Source organism: Terasakiella sp. SH-1 (assembly GCF_004564135.1).
Classification (GTDB): Bacteria; Pseudomonadota; Alphaproteobacteria; order Rhodospirillales; family Terasakiellaceae; genus Terasakiella.
The window spans coordinates 2,488,945-2,508,257 of record NZ_CP038255.1; the positions used below are offsets into that span (position 1 = coordinate 2,488,945).

18 protein-coding genes are annotated in these 19,313 nt (G+C 48.1%); 8 read left to right on the forward strand and 10 right to left on the reverse strand.

Annotated elements, in window-relative coordinates; genetic code table 11:
• Positions 1–23: 23 nt before the first annotated feature.
• From E4K71_RS11505 to E4K71_RS11515, 3 genes are all read right to left on the reverse strand, one after another.
• Positions 24–1,190, reverse strand: a complete 1,167-nt coding sequence (locus tag E4K71_RS11505) for an ABC transporter substrate-binding protein (protein ID WP_135079699.1) — start codon at positions 1,188–1,190, stop codon at positions 24–26.
• Positions 1,191–1,495: 305 nt separating this feature from the next.
• Positions 1,496–1,897 (reverse strand): hypothetical protein, encoded by a 402-nt coding sequence (locus tag E4K71_RS11510; RefSeq protein ID WP_240796798.1) that lies wholly within the window; start codon positions 1,895–1,897, stop codon positions 1,496–1,498.
• 24 nt (positions 1,898–1,921) lie between these two features.
• Positions 1,922–2,746, reverse strand: coding sequence for a Phenylacetic acid catabolic protein (locus E4K71_RS11515; RefSeq protein ID WP_135079701.1), 825 nt, complete (start codon positions 2,744–2,746; stop codon positions 1,922–1,924).
• Between the two features lie 367 nt (positions 2,747–3,113).
• Here E4K71_RS11515 and paaX point away from each other — a divergent pair, with 367 nt between their 5' ends.
• A complete protein-coding gene (gene paaX, locus E4K71_RS11520; RefSeq protein ID WP_135079703.1) occupies positions 3,114–4,085 on the forward strand; it encodes a phenylacetic acid degradation operon negative regulatory protein PaaX in 972 nt (323 codons plus the stop codon).
• Positions 4,082–5,353 (forward strand): FAD-dependent oxidoreductase, encoded by a 1,272-nt coding sequence (locus tag E4K71_RS11525; RefSeq protein WP_135079705.1) that lies wholly within the window; start codon positions 4,082–4,084, stop codon positions 5,351–5,353. Before paaX ends, E4K71_RS11525 begins: the two co-directional genes overlap by 4 nt.
• Here the strand turns inward: E4K71_RS11525 and E4K71_RS11530 are convergent.
• From E4K71_RS11530 to gloB, 5 genes are all read right to left on the reverse strand, one after another.
• Positions 5,350–6,597, reverse strand: coding sequence for a hypothetical protein (locus E4K71_RS11530; RefSeq protein ID WP_135079707.1), 1,248 nt, complete (start codon positions 6,595–6,597; stop codon positions 5,350–5,352). The two genes, E4K71_RS11525 and E4K71_RS11530, sit on opposite strands and share 4 nt — an antisense overlap.
• A gap of 93 nt (positions 6,598–6,690) precedes the next feature.
• Complete coding sequence (locus E4K71_RS11535) at positions 6,691–9,411, reverse strand: sensor histidine kinase (RefSeq protein ID WP_135079709.1); 2,721 nt, start codon at positions 9,409–9,411, stop codon at positions 6,691–6,693.
• 5 nt (positions 9,412–9,416) lie between these two features.
• Positions 9,417–9,614, reverse strand: coding sequence for a hypothetical protein (locus tag E4K71_RS11540; RefSeq protein ID WP_135079711.1), 198 nt, complete (start codon positions 9,612–9,614; stop codon positions 9,417–9,419).
• A 121-nt stretch (positions 9,615–9,735) separates the two neighbouring features.
• A complete protein-coding gene (locus tag E4K71_RS11545) occupies positions 9,736–10,341 on the reverse strand; it encodes a glutathione S-transferase N-terminal domain-containing protein (RefSeq protein WP_135079713.1) in 606 nt (201 codons plus the stop codon).
• A gap of 18 nt (positions 10,342–10,359) precedes the next feature.
• Positions 10,360–11,130 carry a hydroxyacylglutathione hydrolase gene (gloB, locus tag E4K71_RS11550; protein ID WP_135079715.1) on the reverse strand — a complete coding sequence of 257 codons (771 nt, stop codon included), beginning with the start codon at positions 11,128–11,130 and terminating at the stop codon, positions 10,360–10,362.
• A gap of 51 nt (positions 11,131–11,181) precedes the next feature.
• On the opposite strand from gloB, the gene E4K71_RS11555 reads away from it, so the two are divergent.
• Both E4K71_RS11555 and E4K71_RS11560 read left to right on the forward strand, forming a co-directional pair.
• On the forward strand, positions 11,182–11,985 hold the full coding sequence (locus E4K71_RS11555; RefSeq protein WP_240796799.1) for a methyltransferase domain-containing protein: 804 nt from the start codon (positions 11,182–11,184) through the stop codon (positions 11,983–11,985).
• Positions 11,986–12,271: 286 nt separating this feature from the next.
• Positions 12,272–12,982 (forward strand): transporter substrate-binding domain-containing protein, encoded by a 711-nt coding sequence (locus E4K71_RS11560; RefSeq protein ID WP_167730485.1) that lies wholly within the window; start codon positions 12,272–12,274, stop codon positions 12,980–12,982.
• Between the two features lie 264 nt (positions 12,983–13,246).
• Here E4K71_RS11560 and metW read toward each other — a convergent pair whose 3' ends face one another.
• Both metW and E4K71_RS11570 read right to left on the reverse strand, forming a co-directional pair.
• The gene (gene metW, locus E4K71_RS11565; protein WP_135079719.1) at positions 13,247–13,864 is read right to left on the reverse strand and encodes a methionine biosynthesis protein MetW; all 618 of its coding nucleotides are present in this window, start codon (positions 13,862–13,864) and stop codon (positions 13,247–13,249) included.
• On the reverse strand, positions 13,861–15,033 hold the full coding sequence (locus E4K71_RS11570) for a homoserine O-acetyltransferase (RefSeq protein WP_135079721.1): 1,173 nt from the start codon (positions 15,031–15,033) through the stop codon (positions 13,861–13,863). The genes metW and E4K71_RS11570 overlap by 4 nt, the downstream gene beginning before the upstream one ends.
• Positions 15,034–15,176: 143 nt before the next feature.
• Here E4K71_RS11570 and pheA point away from each other — a divergent pair, with 143 nt between their 5' ends.
• The 4 genes from pheA to E4K71_RS11590 all read left to right on the forward strand — a co-directional run bounded on the left by pheA (position 15,177) and on the right by E4K71_RS11590 (position 19,312).
• Complete coding sequence (pheA, locus tag E4K71_RS11575) at positions 15,177–16,037, forward strand: chorismate mutase (protein WP_167730488.1); 861 nt, start codon at positions 15,177–15,179, stop codon at positions 16,035–16,037.
• Between the two features lie 20 nt (positions 16,038–16,057).
• Complete coding sequence (hisC, locus tag E4K71_RS11580) at positions 16,058–17,149, forward strand: histidinol-phosphate transaminase (RefSeq protein ID WP_135079725.1); 1,092 nt, start codon at positions 16,058–16,060, stop codon at positions 17,147–17,149.
• Between the two features lie 3 nt (positions 17,150–17,152).
• Positions 17,153–18,043 (forward strand): prephenate/arogenate dehydrogenase family protein, encoded by an 891-nt coding sequence (locus tag E4K71_RS11585; protein WP_135079727.1) that lies wholly within the window; start codon positions 17,153–17,155, stop codon positions 18,041–18,043.
• A gap of 339 nt (positions 18,044–18,382) precedes the next feature.
• Positions 18,383–19,312, forward strand: a complete 930-nt coding sequence (locus tag E4K71_RS11590; RefSeq protein WP_167730490.1) for a hypothetical protein — start codon at positions 18,383–18,385, stop codon at positions 19,310–19,312.
• Position 19,313 lies beyond the last annotated feature (1 nt).

The window sequence follows — 19,313 nt, forward strand, 5'->3', positions numbered from 1 at the left end:
GGCTTACCTGCCCCCACACTGTTTTACTTAACGATTGTCCAGTTACCGTTTTTGATTTCCAGCATTTTAAACGCTGAAAGGTCAAGACCAAGGTGGTCTTTCTTGGACATGTTCACAACACCACCCGTGCCGATGTAACCGTTTGTTTTCTCGATTTCATCACGAATGGCACCTTTGTCTGTTGAACCGGCACGAACGATGGCGGCAATCGCCATTTGCAGCCCGTCATACGCATGACCGCCAAATGTGGAAACGGAACTACCGTAAGCAGCCGTGTAGTCTTTGGAATAGGCTTGAACCACAGGCTTTTGCGGATCGTTATCGGGCAACATGTCAGCAACCAGAAGAGCTGCTGCTGGAAGGCGCACACCTTCTGCTGCATCGCCAGCCAGATCAATATATTTCTTGGACGCAACACCGTGAGACTGATAAAGCGGTGCATTCATACCCAACTGACGGTAGTTTTTCGTCACGATGGCCGGACCTTGACCGAAACCAGCATTCACAACAGCCTGCACACCAGACACACCTTTAATCTTCGTCAGCTGCGCTGTCATGTCCGTATCTTTCGGACCATAAGATTCAGAGGCTGCAATCTTGATATTATAAGCCGGGGCGAGTTTTTCACACTGGCCTTTCATGGATTTACCAAAACCGCCTGTGCCAGAAATCATCGCAATCGTGTTCAAACCACGGCCATTCAGATCTTCAAAAATCTTGCCGCACGCCATTTTATCTGTATGAGGCGTCTTGAAAACCCAAGGCTTCACAGGTTCAACAATCGCAACCGCACCAGCCAGTGAAATGAACGGAACTTTCGCTTTTTGTACAACCGGGATTACCGCCATGGACGCACCAGACGTTGACCCACCAACGATCACATCAACCTTATCCTGGCTGACCAGACGCTTTACCGCAGTAATCGCTTTTTTGGAATCAACACCCACATCATATTGAACCAATTCAATTTGACGACCTAGAACACCGCCGCCTTCGTTCAATTTTTCAATGTAAAGTTCAAGTGTTTTCAGTTCCGGATCACCCAGAAAAGATGCCGGACCCGTTACTGCCAAAAATGTCCCGACCTTAATCGGATCAGCGGCTTGCGCTTCGGTTGTCCCATAAGCAAATGCACCAGCAACCATGCCCAGTGCAGCGATTGTTTTTTTAACGTTGTGACGTGAAGTCATAATTCTCATTGCCTCCCAAATAGACAGTTTTCATTCGTTAAAAACTATAGGTGATCGCATGCGTCATAAATGTAAAAAATTGTATGTAATTTTAAAATACACTACTGACATGCAACCTGTTTTAAGTATGGCGCCACTTTAGGTCGCTCTTTTATTTATTTCAATTGAAACTATTTCAATAGAAACTATTCGTCAAGAGTTTTGTTGTCTCGCTTTTTTCTCAACGAATGAAAACGCATACCTCCCCTGACGAAATCCCCCTTCCCCAAGGAAAGGCATGCGTTCATTTAGTTTTGGTCTTCAGCCTAGGCCGCAAGTTCTGCCAGCATGCCCTGCACTTTCAAGCGCGCTTCGCCAAAGTCTTCGACACTATGTTCATAGTTATCACGCGCCACTGCGTAGGCTTCCACCAGATCCGTATTGATCGAATCTTTGAAAATATTAACATGAAGGCGTTCACATTCATCCAGATAATGATCTGCCAACAAACGAACTTTCATATAAGCACAGGCTGCTTCCTGTACAGTTGTATCCAGCTTGTCGAAGCTTGGGACCTGCTCCGCCTCAAGGGGGAAATCACCACGTAAATGTTCCCACATCTGGGCCCAGTCATCACGGGTTTCCTCACCTTCAAAATGGACATAACCGAATTTGGACAGCACACTGCGACCATTTGAAAATAATGTATTTGGCAACTCGGGGATCATTGCAAACGCCTCCTTTTTTATTGATTAGCTAGCCGCTTTGGAAACCTGAACATCCAGGTCCGCAGCTTCATAACCAACACGCATGTCATAATCAGCCTCAACACCTTGCGGCATTTCCAGACCAACTTCTTTCAAACGAGATTCCAGCAGCTCAAGATATTCTTCTTGCAGCTCTTCCGGTTTTTTCACTTTGATGCCGTACTCATAATATTTGTCAAACATCGCAGACTGACCATCACCAGAAGAGGGGCGACCATAGAAGCCGAGGCCAACCTTCATGAATTTCTCAACACGCTTTTGCATGAATTCACGGGTTTTCTCACCACCAAATTCGATACAACGCTTGGATGCCCATACACCAAAGGCCAGATGACCATACTCTTCTTTATGGATACGTACGTTCACACGTGCCCACGGCAGATAAGAACATTCGCGATATTGACCCAGGAATGCCACAGCCGCCGGCGTTACAACAGTTGAGAACAAGGCAACATCTTCCCAGCACTCAAACAATTTGGACCAGTTTTCTTTACGGAAACCGTTGATCACAGTTACTTTTGCCGGGTCCGGGTTATCCGGGTTTTGCACCAGGTGCTGCAAACGCTCATCAACATTTACACCCAGGTCAGACATCAGGTTCCAGACATAATAGCCGTGGCCCATTTCTTCCATCACCTTTTTGGACAGGCGATATGCTTCTTCAGGACGCGGAGCAAAACGCATATTTTCAGCAACACGCTGTGCACCTGCATATTCAGAATCCGCCTGGAAGCTCATCAAGTTCAACAAGAGCTTCTTGTACTCTTCTGGCATTTCATCGCCTTTGTCGTACGTTTTCCAATTAGCCATCAGTTTCCTCCAACTGTTAAATAACATGTGCCATCAACGATAACTAAGCTGAATTCCGCCATATGACACACTAAATGATTCTTTTAAGAGAATAGTGTATCATATTAAAATCTGTCAAACAGTTTTTATACAGTCTCAAAAATTAAGAACTTAACCCTTTAAAACATAAATATTTTTTCTACCTATTTTTCAGAATAGCTTAATATCAAATGATACTTTTATTAATATGTTACACTTTTTGAAGTGACACAGATAAAATATGTAACTATTATATTTATCCGAGAGTAAGAACTGAAACTTTGCACGCTTTATGCTATGACTCAGGCTTGGTTTTTTCTCTCTCTTTAGGAATGCAGGTTCGACTACCATGAGCAATAACAAGAAAATCCAGGATGCCATCTTTGAGCTACGCGACAAAACAACGTTGCGGGCAAAATCCTTGTTGGTAACCGTTTATGGTGATGCGATTCTGCCCCACGGAGGTTCCGTCTGGCTGGGCAGTCTGATTAATTTGGTTGAGCCTTTGGGCTTAAGCGAACGTATGGTACGCACCGCTGTCTTTCGTCTCTCTAAAGATGACTGGCTCAGTGCAAATCAGATTGGACGACGCAGTTATTACAAGCTGACTGAAATCGGACGACGCCGTTTTGAAACAGCGCACCGTCGTATTTATGCCTCCCCACACCGTACATGGAATGGGGAATGGCTGATGGTGCTGGTCAATAAAGCCAATCTATCACAAGAAATACGCGATACATTGCGCCGTGAATTTCAATGGCTGGGCTTTGGCACGGTTTCACCCAATGTTTTTGCCCACCCGGCAGCCGATATTCGTGCCGTTCGCCAGATCATCCAAGACATGGGCGTTGAAGATGATGTTGTCACCATGGCCGCGCGCGCTGACCGGCACAGCGGCACAACGCCGCACCGCAATATGGTACACAGCAGCTGGGATCTGGATCAATTGGCCGAAGATTACAATAATTTTCTGGAAGCCTTTCGCCCTTTCTATCACGCCCTCAGTGCAGAAGGTGATATTGATCCACAAAACAGTTTTCTGGTACGCACCCTTTTGATCCATGAATATCGCCGGATCATGTTACGTGACCCCATGCTGCCTGATGAACTGCTTCACGCAGACTGGCCGGGTTCCACGGCGGCAACCTTGTGTGCGAACCTCTATCGCCTTTGCGCACCCAGCGCAGAAAGGCACCTTGAATCCTTATTAGAAACAGCAGAAGGCCCCCTGCCCGATGCCAGCCCTTATTTCTATAATAGATTTGGCGGTCTGGACGGTGCAGATGAAGCCTCCCCTTCAACAGAGAGTCTCACCTTATGAGTGCCAAAATCGCGATCATCGGCAGCGGCCCCAGCGGCTTTTATGCTGCCGATACCTTTGCCAAAAAACTTCCCAACTGCCAGATTGATATCATTGAACGTCTCCACACCCCCTTTGGGCTGGTGCGCGCTGGTGTGGCCCCGGACCATCAAGGCACCAAGAATGTTACACGCCAATTTGAACGCACAATGAACAATGACAATGTGCGTTTTGTCGGCAATGTGGAAATTGGCCGCGATGTCTCTTATCAAGACCTCAAAGATCTCTATGACATTATTTTCCTCGCCATTGGTGCCTCGGTTGATCGCAAAATGGGGATCACAGGTGAAGACCTTAAAGGCGTTTATGGCTCAAGTGCCTTCGTAAACTGGTATAATGGTCATCCTGATTTTGTTGACCTGACACCCAAACTCGGCCCCAAAGGTGTGGCGATTATCGGTAATGGTAATGTAGCGATTGATATCGTACGGGTTCTGGCAAAATCCACAGAAGAGCTAGAAGGTTCTGATCTGTGTCAACATGCCGAAGAGGCCATTCAGGCGGTTGATCTTCGCGATTATTATATGATTGGGCGACGCGGTGCCGCCCAAGCGGCCTTTACCCCGTCTGAAGCCAATGAACTGGGCCATCTTGCCCAGTGTCATCCCGTCATTCTCAATGATGACCTGACACAAAAGCCGCAGGAAGATGACCTGAAAGCCCAGAAAAACAAAGAAAAGAATATGGAAATCCTGCGCGATCTAAACGGAACGGATCGAGCAGACAAACCCAAAACACTCCACATGCAATTCTGGGCTAAACCGGTTGAAATTCTGGGACAGGACTGTGTGGAAGGACTGCGCCTTGAACGCACAGCTCTTGTGGATGGCAAACTCCAGGGCACAGGGGAAACCTTCGACATTGAAGTCTCCACCATCATTTCCGCCATTGGCTATGAAACCGCCCCGTTTGACGGGCTTCCCATGGATGGTGGCATTGTAAAAAACAACGACGGCATTGTGGAAGACGGTGTTTATGTAGCCGGCTGGTGTAAACACGGCCCACAAGGCACCATCCCGACCAACCGCAAAGAATCCATGGAAATGGCAAAACTGGCGATCGAACAATTTAATGGAGACAGCGGCAAAAAAGGCCCGGCAGGTTTAGATAACCTCTTGGCTGAGCGCAACGTCACCCCGGTTGATTTTGACAACTGGAAAAAAATCGAAGCCGCCGAAGAAGCCGCCGCCCGACCGGGGCGTGTGCGTGAAAAACAGGTAAGTTTCTAAACCTCCCACATAACAGGGAGAGGTACGTTTGGGTTTAAGCCACCTCCTTTAACATAAGCAACGCTCATCCCCCCTCTCCCCCTCATATGAAAAGAAATAGTTTTTTTAGACCCTGTTTCAATTTTAGGCGTAACAATTTCCTGAATACTATCCATGGGATTGTTGAACAAATCAATTTTCGCCACATTAAAAGACTGGTCAGGATCTTCACCAATCCAGCAAATATAAATATATGGATTTTCCAACCGACCACCGCCAACAACAACTTCAGGCGGATGTCTTGTCGTTTCAAGGGCTAAACAAGATGCATAAACAGCGGGTAGCCCCCGCCCTCTCAATCCTGGACCTACAGTCGTCCAATCGGGCTCTATCTTCATAGCATTTAGGCTATTTTGACTGCCCTCCATCCCCTTCCAGGCAATTACACAAAATGGCCTAATAAACTTAACCCCAGGCGCCGTCTCAAATGCATATGAAGTTATAGAAGGGGTAAAATCTGTCTTTAATGAAGGACCACTTTGGCCTTGAGCTAGCTCAACCTCACTCCATTTACAGTTCCAATCACTAATAGAAGCCTCTGCAAACATTATAGAATTATCGTGACGACAAGCTGTAAAATAAACATGGCCAGCTTCACTAAAAGCATCACAAGAAACCCCTGTACCATCAAACATTTTGGTCGTACCAAAAGGATAAAAAAAACTTAAGGGGAATGCCTTTAGAACATCATTTGTACCAGGCCCTATTAAAGTCGCTTGCACAACATTTGTATCATTATACATTTCTTGCACAATATTTGGATCATTATGTATTTCAGGCTTACGAGCATGTAATTGAGCCCTATGAGCATGTAAGTCAACGCTATGATGGGCATGTAAGTCAGGAACACCCCTTGTTAGGTCAAGCACAGCACTTGGCACACCTGCTTGTAACCTCCTTTGAACCCAACACACCAAATACTGATCAGGTCCAATATTAACAATACAAGGTTTCGTATAACATTCCGAATTTTCGATGATATGGGGTTCAGAATTTCTACTATTTCGTACCGCAACTTGGTGATTTTCGTTCACATAAGCGAGACACCATTCATTCTTTCCCGGAACTTCATCTCTACACAGTGATGGTTCAATGCCACTTGCGACATGGATTTTCGTATCGCTGCTTTGCGCCACTTCACGACCTGAAGTTTTCAGTAAACGCACCTCACCTTCTACTCCTAAATAAGCAACATAAACCCCCATAAGCGCATCCACCCTACAAATAATTTCACATAAATCAATTATAGCACGCATAATTAAATATTAAACATATAAATACTTGTATTAAATATCATACTAAACCTTCTTCGCCCTCTCAGAGAAAGGTACGGTGAAGAAGAAAGTTGCGCCTTTGCCATAGTCGCTTTCCACCCAGATCTTTCCACCAAGATGGTCCACAATACGCTGGGAAATCGCCAGTCCCAGACCGGAGCCTGTCGGGTTGCCTGTGCCAATTTGTTTGGCCTGATAGAATTTTTCAAAAACAAGGCGTAGCTCATCTTCATGCAGGCCAGGGCCATGGTCTTTGACCGCAATCCGGACATGATCCCCCATATCGACCAACGAGATATTAATCTCTCCGCCTTCCCCTTTATAAATTTTCTGGGCATTGGACACCAGATTGATCACCACCTGTGTCAGCTTGTCTTTATCTCCCAACACCAGTGACAGATATTTTGGTACATCCACATGAATGATGACATTATCTTTCTCACATTCCTGCGACAGGGTTTCAACCGCATGCTTGATCACATCACGCATTTCGACCTCGGTGATATCCCAGGTTTCCCGCCCTGATTCAATGCGGGCCAAATCCAGTACCTGATTAATCAGCCGGGTCAGCCGCTGGCATTCTTCCACCATAATGCCCAGAAAATTCTGACGCTGATCAGTTTCCATCTCGGGGTTGTCATACAGAATCTCGGTAAAGCCGCGAATAGAGGTCAAAGGGGTACGCAGCTCATGGGCAACATGAGAGAGGAATTCATCTTTCAAGCGATCTAACTGGCGCAGACGCTCATTAGCTTCCTGTAATTCCGTTGTCGCAGATTCCAAAGCTTCCGACTTCAATTCAAGCTGATGGGAATATTCAATCACGTGGGAAGCTTCATCCAGTACTTCCAACATTTCATCCAGACTTGCCCCCTTGCCTTTGACAACAGAAGCGACTAATACACGAGCGGAAGCCGAACCAATGGCCCCGGCCAACAAACGTTCACAAAACCGCACCGTATAAGGTGCGGCCTGATCCCAGTGATCTTCATCAATATCACGGCGAATGGCATGTTCGCTAAAGGCTTTATGGGCAGCATCACGGCCAATATAACGGGAGGACAATTCACGCAATTCCCCAACGGAGACTTGCGCCCCCCAAAAACCAACGGATTGAGATAAGGCCGCTTGTCGATCCACTTCAACAAACAAGGTCGCCTGTATCCGTTCAATGGCACTGGGACGATCAAACAGAGAGACCAGAATATACGTCCCCACATTGGCAATCATCGACCAGAACAGCGCATGGGAAATATTATCCATCCCGCCCAGCCCAAACAGCTCATAGGGTTTTAACAAAGCAATTCCCATGGGCCCCTGATTGACAAAAGAAATCGGCAACCAGTCCGACAAGGCAAATGACGGCAGCACCAACGTATAGCCCCACACCACAAAACCGGCCAACAAGCCTGCCACCGCGCCCCGCTGGGTGCCGCCTTTCCAGTAAATCCCACCTAAAATAACCGGGGCAAACTGGGCCGCTGCGGCAAAAGACACCAGACCGATTGTCACCAGCGCATAAGATTCCCCGATGACCCGGTAATAAAGATAGCCAAGCAAAAGGATCACAATAATCGCCATGCGCCGGATAAAGAGCAACAGGCTGGTCATTTCCTGACGCTCTTCCAGTTCCGTCTTGAAATAGCGCAACAAAATCGGCATCACCAAGTCATTACAGATCATGGTCGACAAGGCAATGGCAGCCACAATCACCATGCCCGTGGCCGCAGATAACCCACCGATAAAAACAAACAAAGCCAGCCACGGATGACCTTCTGCCAGTGGCAAGGCCAAAACAAAGGTATCGGCATCCACCCCACCATTGCTGAAATAGAGCAACCCGCCCAAGGCAATCGGCAAAACAAACAGGTTAATCAACAAGAGATACAGCGGAAACATCCATACCGCATGAGAGAGATGGCGTTCATCTGTATTTTCCACCACAATGACCTGAAACTGGCGCGGCAAGAAAATAATCGCCACCATCGCCAAAACCCCAAGGGTCAACCAGTTGCCTTCTGCTTTGGACATGGTCATCAAACTGGCAAGATCAGGATGGGCTGCCGCACGCTGATAAATATCAGACACCCCGTCAAACATGGAATAGCTGACAAAAAAACCAACCGCCATAAAGGCTAATAATTTAACAATGGATTCAAAGGCAATGGCCGTCACCATGCCTTCATGCTGTTCGGTTGCATCAATATGACGTGTCCCAAACACAATGGTAAAAGCCGCCATCATCAAGGCCACATAAAGCGCCTTGTCATCCCATAACCCAACCGGGGGCGATTTTGCCGCCCCGATCATGACATTATAGCTGCTCCAGACCGCTTTAAGCTGGAGAGAGATATAAGGCATAATCCCGACCACCGCGATAATCGTCACCAATCCGCCCAGCACATGGCTTTTGCCATAGCGGGAAGACACAAAATCAGCAATCGAGGTAATGCGGTGCTTGCGGCTGATCCGCATGATTTTCCCAATCACGAACCAGCCCAGTAAAAAGGTCAGGGTCGGCCCCAGATAAATGGGCAAAAAACCCACCCCGGATGAGGCTGCGCGCCCCACAGATCCATAAAAGGTCCAGGACGTACAGTAAACGGCAATGGAAAGAGCATAAATCGCCGGATTTTTCAGCAGGCTTTTCCCTTGTTCTGCCCGACGGTCCCCCCAATAGGCAATCGCAAACAGAAGCCCGAGATAAATTGCCGATGCTATAAAAATAGAGGCATTTGACAACATGGCCCTTAATCCTCCCCATCCAGTTCGAGGGGAGGTAAGGCTTCTTTCTGACGTCGGATCACCAAAATCGCCGCAATCCCGATGAGGACAGCCCAGGCTCCAAACAGATAGATCAATAAAACCGGGACGCCAAACCAGACAGCCTCGCCCCCACGATCAAAAATAGAGACAATGGAAGGGCTGAACAAAAGAAGCCCGAGCATACACAACCCGACCAATCTTTCCCGTGTTATTCCCGGTCTTTGCATATTTCATCCCTCTGTTCAGATGGTTAGCACCCTCTTTTTTATATATCGTAAGCCGGGTTCTCCGTGTCGACCTTTTTTATTCTTTTGGCGCGGTCCTGACCATAGATGCACGAGAGTTAAAGCCCTCAAACCAGGCAGAAAGTTGCGGGCGTTTGGCAAAAATCTGATCATCTGGAAAACGAAAATTTATCCAGCCCAAACAACACCCCACCGCGATTTGCCCGATGGTCAGCGGACCACCAGCTAACAGATCCACTTCTTTTTCCAGCGCATCCAGGCCACGATTGATCACATTGGCCTGACGTTCAATCCAGCCTTGTGATCTTTCCCCATCACCACGACGGCTTTCCAGCAGACGCAACACACCTGCATCGGTAATCCCATCAGCTAACGCCTGAAAGTGCAAAGCCTTCCAACGTGCCTTGCCGGGGGCGGGAAACAACACCACACCGGGGACCAGTTCATCCAGATATTCACAGATAACGGGGGAGTCATAAAGAACATAGCCGTCATCCAGCGTCAGGGCCGGGATCTTACCCAATGGGTTGACCAATCCAATATCAGTTTCTGGGGACCAAACAAAGGTTTCCTCCAGCTCAATGCGGTCCAACAGATCAAGTTCCATGGCACTGACCATGACTTTGCGCACATAAGGTGATGTGCCTGAATAACGTAACTTCATGAGATATCCTTCCCAGAATTAGAAATGATCCTTGCGCTGACGAATTTCAGCAAAGATGGCAACAACGTCTTCGCCCACCATATTCAAAGTCTTTTGCACAGCCGTTTCTTCCGGGCGCAAAAACGGATTGGTCGCTTTTTCCAATCCAATATTTGAAGGTATGGTTGGTCGATTTGCCTCACGCAAAGACTTGATGTCCGCCATGCGCGAAATCAAGGCTTGATTATCCGGTTCGATTGTAATGGCAAATTGTGCATTGGCCTGAGTATATTCATGGGCACAATAAACACGGGTTTCATCAGGCAAAGCTTTGAACCTGGACAGGCTATCCCACATCTGCGCTGCCGTTCCTTCAAACAAACGGCCACAGCCCAGCGCAAACAAAGTATCCCCACAAAAAAGAGCCTGATCCTTTTCAAACCAGAATGCAATATGGCCGCTGGTATGGCCCGGCACTTCAAAAATTTTACAGGTGGTTGACCCAAATTCAAACAACTGACCGTCTGACAGTTCAATATCAATTCCGTCAATGCGAGCTGCATCACGGGCACAGCCAACCACCTGACATTCATAAGCCTGCTTGAGCTGTAAATTTCCACCAATATGGTCATGGTGATGATGGGTATTTAAAATATGGGTCAGCTTCCATCCCAATTCATCCAGACGCCGTTTCACAGGAGCGCTTTCTGCCGGGTCCACACAGGCACAGGCTTGGGTTTCAGGGTCATAGATCAAATAGACATAATTGTCAGAAAGAACGGGTACCTGTTCAATTTGCAGTGAAGCCATTTTTTATCCCTTAGAGTCAGTCCTTTTTAAAAACTATATCATGACTTCAACATGACAGAAGGATTATTTGCAGGTACACTTTGGCTCATGTGGATGGATGTTGTTGATTTACGGGACTTTTATCAATCCCCCCTTGGTGGCGTGGCACGACGGATGATCCGGCGGCGTATTCGCGAGCTTTGGCCGGATTGCAAGGGAATGAAAATTCTCGGCCTTGGCTATACGACCCCGTATCTCGGCCTGTTTAAAACAGATGCCGAACGCACGCTTGCCTTTATGCCAGCCGCCCAAGGGGTCTTACACTGGCCCAATGAAAGCCGCTCTCTCACCACATTGGTCGATGAAGCCGAACTGCCACTGGATGACCTGAGTGTGGATCGGGTTCTGATTGTTCATGCGGTGGAATGTTCCGAACAATTGCGCAATTTGCTGCGTGAAGTTTGGCGCGTCCTCAATGGCAGCGGCAAGGTTTTAATCGTTGTTCCAAACCGTACAGGGATCTGGGCACGGATGGAGCGCACCCCTTTTGGTCTGGGGCGTCCCTATTCACCCCGCCAGCTCAATTCCCTGTTGCGTGATACCATGTTCACCCCCTTGCGCGCTGAACGTGCCCTTTATGTACCGCCGTCGCACTCACGCATGATGCTGGGCTCAGCTTTGGCATGGGAAAAGGTCGGCCACAAACTTTTCCCCGGTTTTGCGGGTGTTTGTCTTGTCGAAGCCACCAAACAGATTTACGCCGCAAACCCCTGTGCACCGGCCCGTGTAAAACAGCGCCGAATTGTGGCCTTACCCAGCCGTGAAAGCTGGCATGTTCACCACAAGAAAAAGAAGCCCACCCTCCCTTTTCTCTAAATCTGACCCATTTCATGGAGCCTTATCTTAAACAACGTGAAAGGCGGCACCTTCCATTTGCGGTGAATAACACCGCCGCATGCAAGGTTTCTACCCACATTGTGTGAGATAAACGTGAAAGCGAGTCAGATTTAGAGAAAAGGGCTGTAGGTTGGATAGAGCTGGAGTTTTTTACTTATTTCGGTTATATTACCTGCGCCGAAAATAAACTATAACGTTCAAAAAAATGAAAAATACACTCTTACTGGTACTGGCATGTATGATGATATGTGCAAGCCCTCATGTTATGGCAGAAAGCATAACTCTTTCCTCGCCGGCCATCCCCCCTGTGTCAGGAGGGTATCAGCAGCCCAGCTATCTCAAGAAAATCATTCAGACTGCTGGCAAACGTATCAATCTTGATATTGATTTTATTGTTCAACCTGCCCAACGCAGCCTGATCACCACCAATCAAGGGGATTTTGATGGTGAACTCCACCGTATTGCGGGGCTTGAAACCTATTACCCCAACCTGATCCGTGTGCCGGAAGCTGTTTTAATTGATCAATTCATTGGCTTTAGCGCCAAACCAAACGTCAAAGTCAAAGACTGGCTTGATACTGGCAATCTGAAAATCGCATATCCGCGGGGCTGGACAATTTTCTCAAAGGCATTTGGCGAAGACCGGATGCATCAACCCGGCCTTAATGGAGAATCCTTGTTCAAAATGGCCGCCCACGGACGTATTGATATTGCCATGCATACGCTGGATAAAGGCACATATATTGCCCAGAAAGAAGGTTTAAGGCTCTACCCCGTTAGCCCCCCTTTTGCCATCAAACCCATGTATGTATATCTGCATAAATCAAAAGCTCACCTGATTGACAAACTTGCCAGTGCCATCAAAACGGTCAAAGAAGATGGCACCTATGCAAAAATCAAGCGACAGGAATTGTTTCGCTTTGGTCTGACGGATAAGGCTTTTTTCCAAAGCCCGCTGGATAAACCAGGCTCTTAGAGCCTGCCCCGAAAGCATTTGTTATTTTTCATAGCCTTATTTTGTTCGTCAGTAGAAAAGATTTGTGCGGTGATGCTGGGGGCATCATAAGCAAATCTTGACGCCCTGACGGGCGAACATAAGGCTACCCTTCGGGTCAACGTCTCAAGGGCAACTGTCGCGTCAACACATTTAACCGATGCCTCGCATCGCTTTGCACGTGTTTCCTAACTTTTGTCCTTGAGTAAGTTGATGAAAATCAACAAATGCTTTCGGGGCAGGCTCTTAATCCTTACGCAGCAAGAAAACCGCTTGTTCACCCAGCAGATTGGCAAAAAACAGATTGGTGCGAATACGATGTGCTTGCCCATCAGCGTCCAGTGCGATGGAACGTTCAATCGTCACCCCCATTTCATCGCACATGACAATGAAATCCTTGATCGTACAAAAATGCATATTGGGCGAATTGTACCATTGATAAGGCAGGGTCTCATTGACCGGCATACGACCATTGAAAAACAGATAACTGCGCACCCGCCAATGCCCAAAATTCGGGAAAGAGACAATGGCCCGTTTGCCCAGGCGCAACAGGTCTTTCACAATCTGGTCCGGGTGATGGGTGGCTTGTAACGTCTGGCTTAAGATAACAAAATGAAAGGCATCATCCGGGTAATAGCCCAAATCTTCTTCCGCATCCCCTTGCACTACAGACAGGCCGCGTTCCACACAACGGTTGACCCCTTCCTGTGAAATTTCAAGTCCACGGCCACGTACGTCTTTTTCAGTCACCAGATAATCCAGCAACTGCCCATCGGCACAGCCGACATCCAAAACACGGCTTCCTGGTTCAATCAGATCAGCGATAACTTGGAGGTCCACACGGATGGCTTTTGCACTATTCATGAGCTTAACCCCCGCCTGCGTGCAGCCCCTTCCAAAAAGCCGTTGAGCACCCGTTCAAAGTCTGGCTCATCCAGCAAGAAAGCATCATGGCCCTTGTCCGATACCACATCCACATACGACACATTGGCTCCAGCCCCGGTCAGGCCACGTACAATGACGCGACTGTCTTCTGGCAGATAATGCCAATCTGAAGAAAAGGACACCACACAAAAACGGATTTCCGTCTCTTTGAAAACTTCTGCCAGCTTGCCTTTGCCATGGGTGGTCGCCAAATCGAAATAATCCATGGCACGAGTAACATACAGATACGAATTGGCATCAAAACGTTCCACAAAACTGGTTCCTTGATGACGCAAATAACTTTCAATTTGAAAATCGGCTTCAAACCCAAAGGTCACGGCGTCTCGATCTTGCAAGCGACGCCCAAACTTTTGTGTCAGAGCCGTTTCCGACATATAGGTAATATGTGCTGCCATGCGCGCAACAGACAAACCTGCTCGTGGTTTTTGACCTTCTTGAAGATATCGTCCCCCACACCATTGCGGGTCAGCCATAATCGCTTGGCGTCCCACTTCATAAAAGGCAATATTCTGCGCACTATGGGTTGCAGCGGTCGCAATTGGTACGCAGGAAAAAACCCGCTCAGGATAAGCAGCGGCCCATTCCAGCGCCTGCATGCCGCCCATGGACCCACCGATCACGCTAAACAGATTTTCAATGCCCAAATGATCCAGAAGCAAGACTTGGGCACGCACAATATCTCCAATCGTAATGACGGGGAAATCCACGCCCCAGGGCGCACCTGTTTCCGGGTTAATTGCCGCCGGGCCAATGGTGCCCATACATCCGCCCAACACATTAGAACAAATGATAAAATATTTGTCCGTATCAATCGGTTTGCCGGGGCCAACCATCGTCGTCCACCAGCCGGGCTTGCCTGTCACCGGATTGATATCAGCCACAAACTGATCCCCGGTCAGGGCATGAGCAACCAAAATGGCATTGGATTTATCGTCATTTAAAGTCCCATAGGTCTGATAAGCCATGGGAAAATCAGACAAATCCACGCCACAGTCCAGACGCAACGGCTCATCTGTTCCCAAAATCGCACGTTGCGTCGGGAAATCATCGCCATAAGGGTTGGCGTTTATGGGCGTCTTATTACTCATGGATGATATATGACATAAATATCCTTTAAGAAGTGTTAGCTATTCCTTCAAATGCCATACTGTCAATGTTTTCTTTGCCTTTCGCCCCCTTTCGGATTATTCCTATGGGAAATGTGCAACCTTGCAAAAGACCGATTAAGAAAATGTCAGAAAACAAACTTGCTCAATTACGCCAAGAGATCGACCGCATTGATGATGCCGTTCACGATCTGCTGATGGAACGCGCCCAGGTGGTTGAAGAAGTCCGCGCGGCCAAAGGTGCCGAAGGGATCAAATTGCGTCCAGGCCGTGAAGCCGAAGTGCTCCGTCGCCTGATTTCACGCCATGAAGGGCCGTTTCCCAAAGGGGCACTGGTACGCATCTGGCGCGAAGTCATGTCGGCCTATCTTAAAATGCAAGGGCATTTGGCAATGGCTGTTTATATGCCCGAAGCCGGGGCGGCGTACTGGGATTTGGCCCGCGACCAATATGGCTCCCAAACGCCCATGACATCCCATGCATCCGTGCGCGGGGTGATTGGGGCGGTCCAAAGTGGAGACGCCGCCATTGGTGTTTTACCCATTGCCTCCATTGACGATTCGGACCCGTGGTGGCGCCATATTTATTCCAACGCACAAAACACACCGCAAATTGTCTCGCGTCTGCCAGTGGCCTCAACAGAAAAAGTGCGCGGCACCTATCAGGAAGCCCTGATCATTGGCCTGCCAACAGATGACCATACGGATCATGAACGCTATTATACCGCCATTGAATTTGATCAGGAGGTCAGCCCACGGATCATCCTGTCCCATTTCCATGAAACTGATCTGAATGTTACAATTCAGGGCCAATGGATGGATACAGACATGCGCGACCAATGGCTGGTTCTGGTTGAAGCCGATCAGGTTCTGGACATGGACCAAGAGATTGTAAAAAGCTTTATAGATAAAATAGATGCCAATGTCAGAGGCATGAAAAAACTTGGGGGCTATGCCGTTCCCTTCAGCGCTGACGAACTGGCATAAAAGAAGAACTGGAAAATAAAATGGCGACTTTAACACCTCGTCCCGGCCTGATGGACATTACCCCTTACAAAGGGGGAGAATCTGCCCTTAAAGGGGTCTCACGCGTGATCAAGCTTTCTTCCAATGAAGGCCCCTTTGGCACAGCGCCCAGTGCGGTTGAAGCCATTAAAAAGACTGCCGACCAACAGCACCGTTACCCTGATGGCGGGGCAACCACATTGCGCGCTAAACTGGCGCAAAAGTACAACATCAATGCCGACAATATCGTCTGCGGGGCCGGGTCTGATGAAATTCTTGGCCTGCTGTGTCGCGCCTATGCTGGACCGGGTGATGAAGTCCTTTATTCCGACCACGGTTTTTTGATGTACCCTATTGCCGCCAAAGCAGCAGGGGCAACCCCTGTCACGGCCATGGAAACCAACCTGACCACGGATGTGGATGCCATGTTGGCAGCAGTGACAGGCAAAACAAAAATTGTCTTTGTCGCCAACCCCAACAACCCGACCGGAACCTATATTCCAAAATCGGAAATGAACCGCCTGCGCCAGGGCTTGCGTGATGATATCTTGCTTGTGATTGATGCGGCTTACGCAGAGTTTATGACCGAAGACGATTACGAAGCCGGCATTGAACTGGCTGAACGTACGCAAAATACGGTCATGACGCGCACCTTCTCCAAAATGTATGGGCTGGGCGGCGTCCGTTTGGGCTGGTCTTACAGTTCTGATGAAATTGCCGATGTGCTCAACCGTGCGCGCAATCCCTTTAATGTTAGTGCGACAGCACTGGCCGCAGGGGAAGCAGCCCTTGATGATGAATTGTTTGTCGCTAAAACACGCAAACATAACCTGAAATGGCTGCGTTGGACGGAAGAGGAAGCACACAAGCTGGGGCTGGAATGCACGACCAGTCATGCCAACTTTGCCCTGATCCGCTTTCCACATCAAACAGAACACAGCTCACGCAAAGCTGATGAGTTCATGCGTAGTCAAGGCATTATCGTGCGCGCCATGTCTTCTTATGGTCTGGGGGACTGCCTGCGGGTTTCCATCGGCACAGAAGAAGAAATGACCACTTTCATGGACGCACTTAGAGACTTTATGAGTAAATAAACCATGTCCGCTACCGACATCCTGTTTAAGCGCGTCACCTTTATTGGTATTGGCCTGATCGGGTCATCACTGGCCCGCTCTATTCGTCACACAAAGGTCACAGACCACATTACCGTCTGTGACATCAACAAGGCCCATCGCGACAAAGCGTTAGAGCTGGGCCTGGCTGATGACGTGACAGGGGGTTTCATTGAGGCTGTCAAAGATGCTGATCTGGTCATCATCTGCACACCACCGGGTGTTTGTGGGGATGTCGCAGCCGCTTTTGCACCGGGATTAAAAGAGGGTGCAATTGTATCTGACGTGGGGTCTGTCAAACAGTCCATTATCCATGATGTCAGCCAGCACCTGCCCGATGGAATTCATTTTGTCCCCGCCCATCCCATTGCAGGAACCGAACATTCAGGACCCGAGGCCGGCTTTGCTGAACTTTTTGATAAACGCTGGCTGATCCTGACCCCACCGCAAGGTACAGATGAAGCGGCTATTGAAAAAGTCACCGAAATGTGGCGCCGTGCTGGTTCCATGATCGAAAGAATGGATGCCCAGCATCATGATATGGTGCTGGCGATTACCTCGCACCTGCCTCACCTGATTGCCTATACAATTGTGGGGACTGCAGATGATCTGGGAGATCATTTAAAACAGGAAGTGATTAAATTTTCAGCTTCTGGTTTCAGGGATTTCACACGCATTGCGGCGTCAGATCCGGTGATGTGGCGTGATGTTTTCCTCAACAACAAAGAAGCTGTCCTTGAGATACTACAACGCTTTAGCGAAGATTTGACTGTCCTCCAACGCGCCATTCGCTGGGGGGAAGGCGACACGCTGGAAGAACTCTTTGCCCGCACCCGGAAAATTCGACGAGAAGTTATAGAAGCGAATCAGCGCTAGCCCCAAAGAGGTACGTACTTACACGTAAACCAAAAAAAGTAGTTTTTGCCGGAAAATTCCACTTAAAGTTTTTGTGCGCCGCCGACCTCGCCATCTTGAGGATAGACGCGGCGCAGCATATTTATATTTTTTTACATTTTATACGCAGTTTTTCCCATTGCTGCTAACACCACCTCTTAAAATATCGTAGACTAATCCATATTTTCTAAAGAGTTAGCCCTAACTTAAAGGCTGCTCTGTAAACAAAAAAACGCACATAACAATTAACGATTTATGTACGATAAAATGGGTAAAGTTACAGACATGTAAACCGAGCCTACTGATAGCGGAGAGTTTCGAATGCACATGTTTAAAGGTGTATGCAGATATTTTAGCTTCTTTCTCGCCCTGGGGGTGAGCGTCGTCTTCAGTCATACAAGCTTTGCTGCAAAAGTGACCCCAAGCCAGGTCTATCAGGTCACTGAAGATATCCTTCTTCAGTTAAAACGCATGCATGATTCAAATCTGACCATCCCGGATTTGACCAAACTGCATCTGGACCTTCCCCCCCGATTGCCCCGCCACGTTATTCAGCAAGCCCTGAACGTGCGTTTGAAAATTCAGCTGCTCAAACGTGTCAATGGCATGAAGCTTTCAGAGATCACAGCCCCGCCAGTCAAAGAAGTAACCCCTGGCGATGTTATGAATGTCGCCACGGTTATTCTGGACGAACTCAAAACTTTTGATAAGGCGTACAACCTCACACCTTTTAAAAAGTCAGCCAAATTCGTTGATGGCAAAACACCGACAGATGTTTATAAGAACCTTTTACGTGCCCAGGCCATGATTGTACAGCTTGGCATTCCCGGAACGGTTCCCAATAATGTCTATAACAATGCGGTTTCCGTCTCTGAAGAAATCAAACGTGTGAGTGCTGCTGTCAATAAAACCGTTCTTGTTGATGCGCCTTCGCCATCTGTAGGGAAAAAACCCTCAGATGCCTACACGCTGGCCTATTATGCCTTAAAAGGCATTCAAGCCCTTTCCAAAAAACCGGAATATGCCATCCCAAAAGGGGTTCAGGTCCCCAAGCGGATCAAGTCCGGTATTAAACCAGCCGATGTACAGCAATTGCTTTTATTCTGCCTTGCTGAACTTTCTTCCATGAAAGTCAAAGTCGGTGCCACAGAACCATTGGTTTTACCAAAACCAACAGCAGGCCAGACACCCTCAACCGTGTTTGATCAACTTGGTCTGGTAAACCGTCAAATCCAGTCGATGCAATGGTAAG

Bases quoted from the DNA above. Each gene is read 5' to 3' on its own strand.
- E4K71_RS11555 (WP_240796799.1), top strand. From the start codon at position 11,182: ATGACAGAAGGATTATTTGCAGGTACACTTTGGCTCATGTGGATGGAT.
- E4K71_RS11510 (WP_240796798.1), bottom strand. From the start codon at position 1,897: ATGATCCCCGAGTTGCCAAATACATTATTTTCAAATGGTCGCAGTGTG.
- gloB (WP_135079715.1), bottom strand. From the start codon at position 11,130: ATGGCTTCACTGCAAATTGAACAGGTACCCGTTCTTTCTGACAATTAT.
- E4K71_RS11560 (WP_167730485.1), top strand. From the start codon at position 12,272: ATGGCAGAAAGCATAACTCTTTCCTCGCCGGCCATCCCCCCTGTGTCA.
- E4K71_RS11585 (WP_135079727.1), top strand. From the start codon at position 17,153: ATGTCCGCTACCGACATCCTGTTTAAGCGCGTCACCTTTATTGGTATT.
- E4K71_RS11515 (WP_135079701.1), bottom strand. From the start codon at position 2,746: ATGGCTAATTGGAAAACGTACGACAAAGGCGATGAAATGCCAGAAGAG.
- pheA (WP_167730488.1), top strand. From the start codon at position 15,177: ATGTCAGAAAACAAACTTGCTCAATTACGCCAAGAGATCGACCGCATT.
- hisC (WP_135079725.1), top strand. From the start codon at position 16,058: ATGGCGACTTTAACACCTCGTCCCGGCCTGATGGACATTACCCCTTAC.
- E4K71_RS11540 (WP_135079711.1), bottom strand. From the start codon at position 9,614: ATGCTCGGGCTTCTTTTGTTCAGCCCTTCCATTGTCTCTATTTTTGAT.
- E4K71_RS11505 (WP_135079699.1), bottom strand. From the start codon at position 1,190: ATGACTTCACGTCACAACGTTAAAAAAACAATCGCTGCACTGGGCATG.
- E4K71_RS11535 (WP_135079709.1), bottom strand. From the start codon at position 9,411: ATGTTGTCAAATGCCTCTATTTTTATAGCATCGGCAATTTATCTCGGG.
- E4K71_RS11590 (WP_167730490.1), top strand. From the start codon at position 18,383: ATGCACATGTTTAAAGGTGTATGCAGATATTTTAGCTTCTTTCTCGCC.
- E4K71_RS11570 (WP_135079721.1), bottom strand. From the start codon at position 15,033: ATGAGTAATAAGACGCCCATAAACGCCAACCCTTATGGCGATGATTTC.
- paaX (WP_135079703.1), top strand. From the start codon at position 3,114: ATGAGCAATAACAAGAAAATCCAGGATGCCATCTTTGAGCTACGCGAC.
- E4K71_RS11545 (WP_135079713.1), bottom strand. From the start codon at position 10,341: ATGAAGTTACGTTATTCAGGCACATCACCTTATGTGCGCAAAGTCATG.
- metW (WP_135079719.1), bottom strand. From the start codon at position 13,864: ATGAATAGTGCAAAAGCCATCCGTGTGGACCTCCAAGTTATCGCTGAT.
- E4K71_RS11525 (WP_135079705.1), top strand. From the start codon at position 4,082: ATGAGTGCCAAAATCGCGATCATCGGCAGCGGCCCCAGCGGCTTTTAT.
- E4K71_RS11530 (WP_135079707.1), bottom strand. From the start codon at position 6,597: ATGGGGGTTTATGTTGCTTATTTAGGAGTAGAAGGTGAGGTGCGTTTA.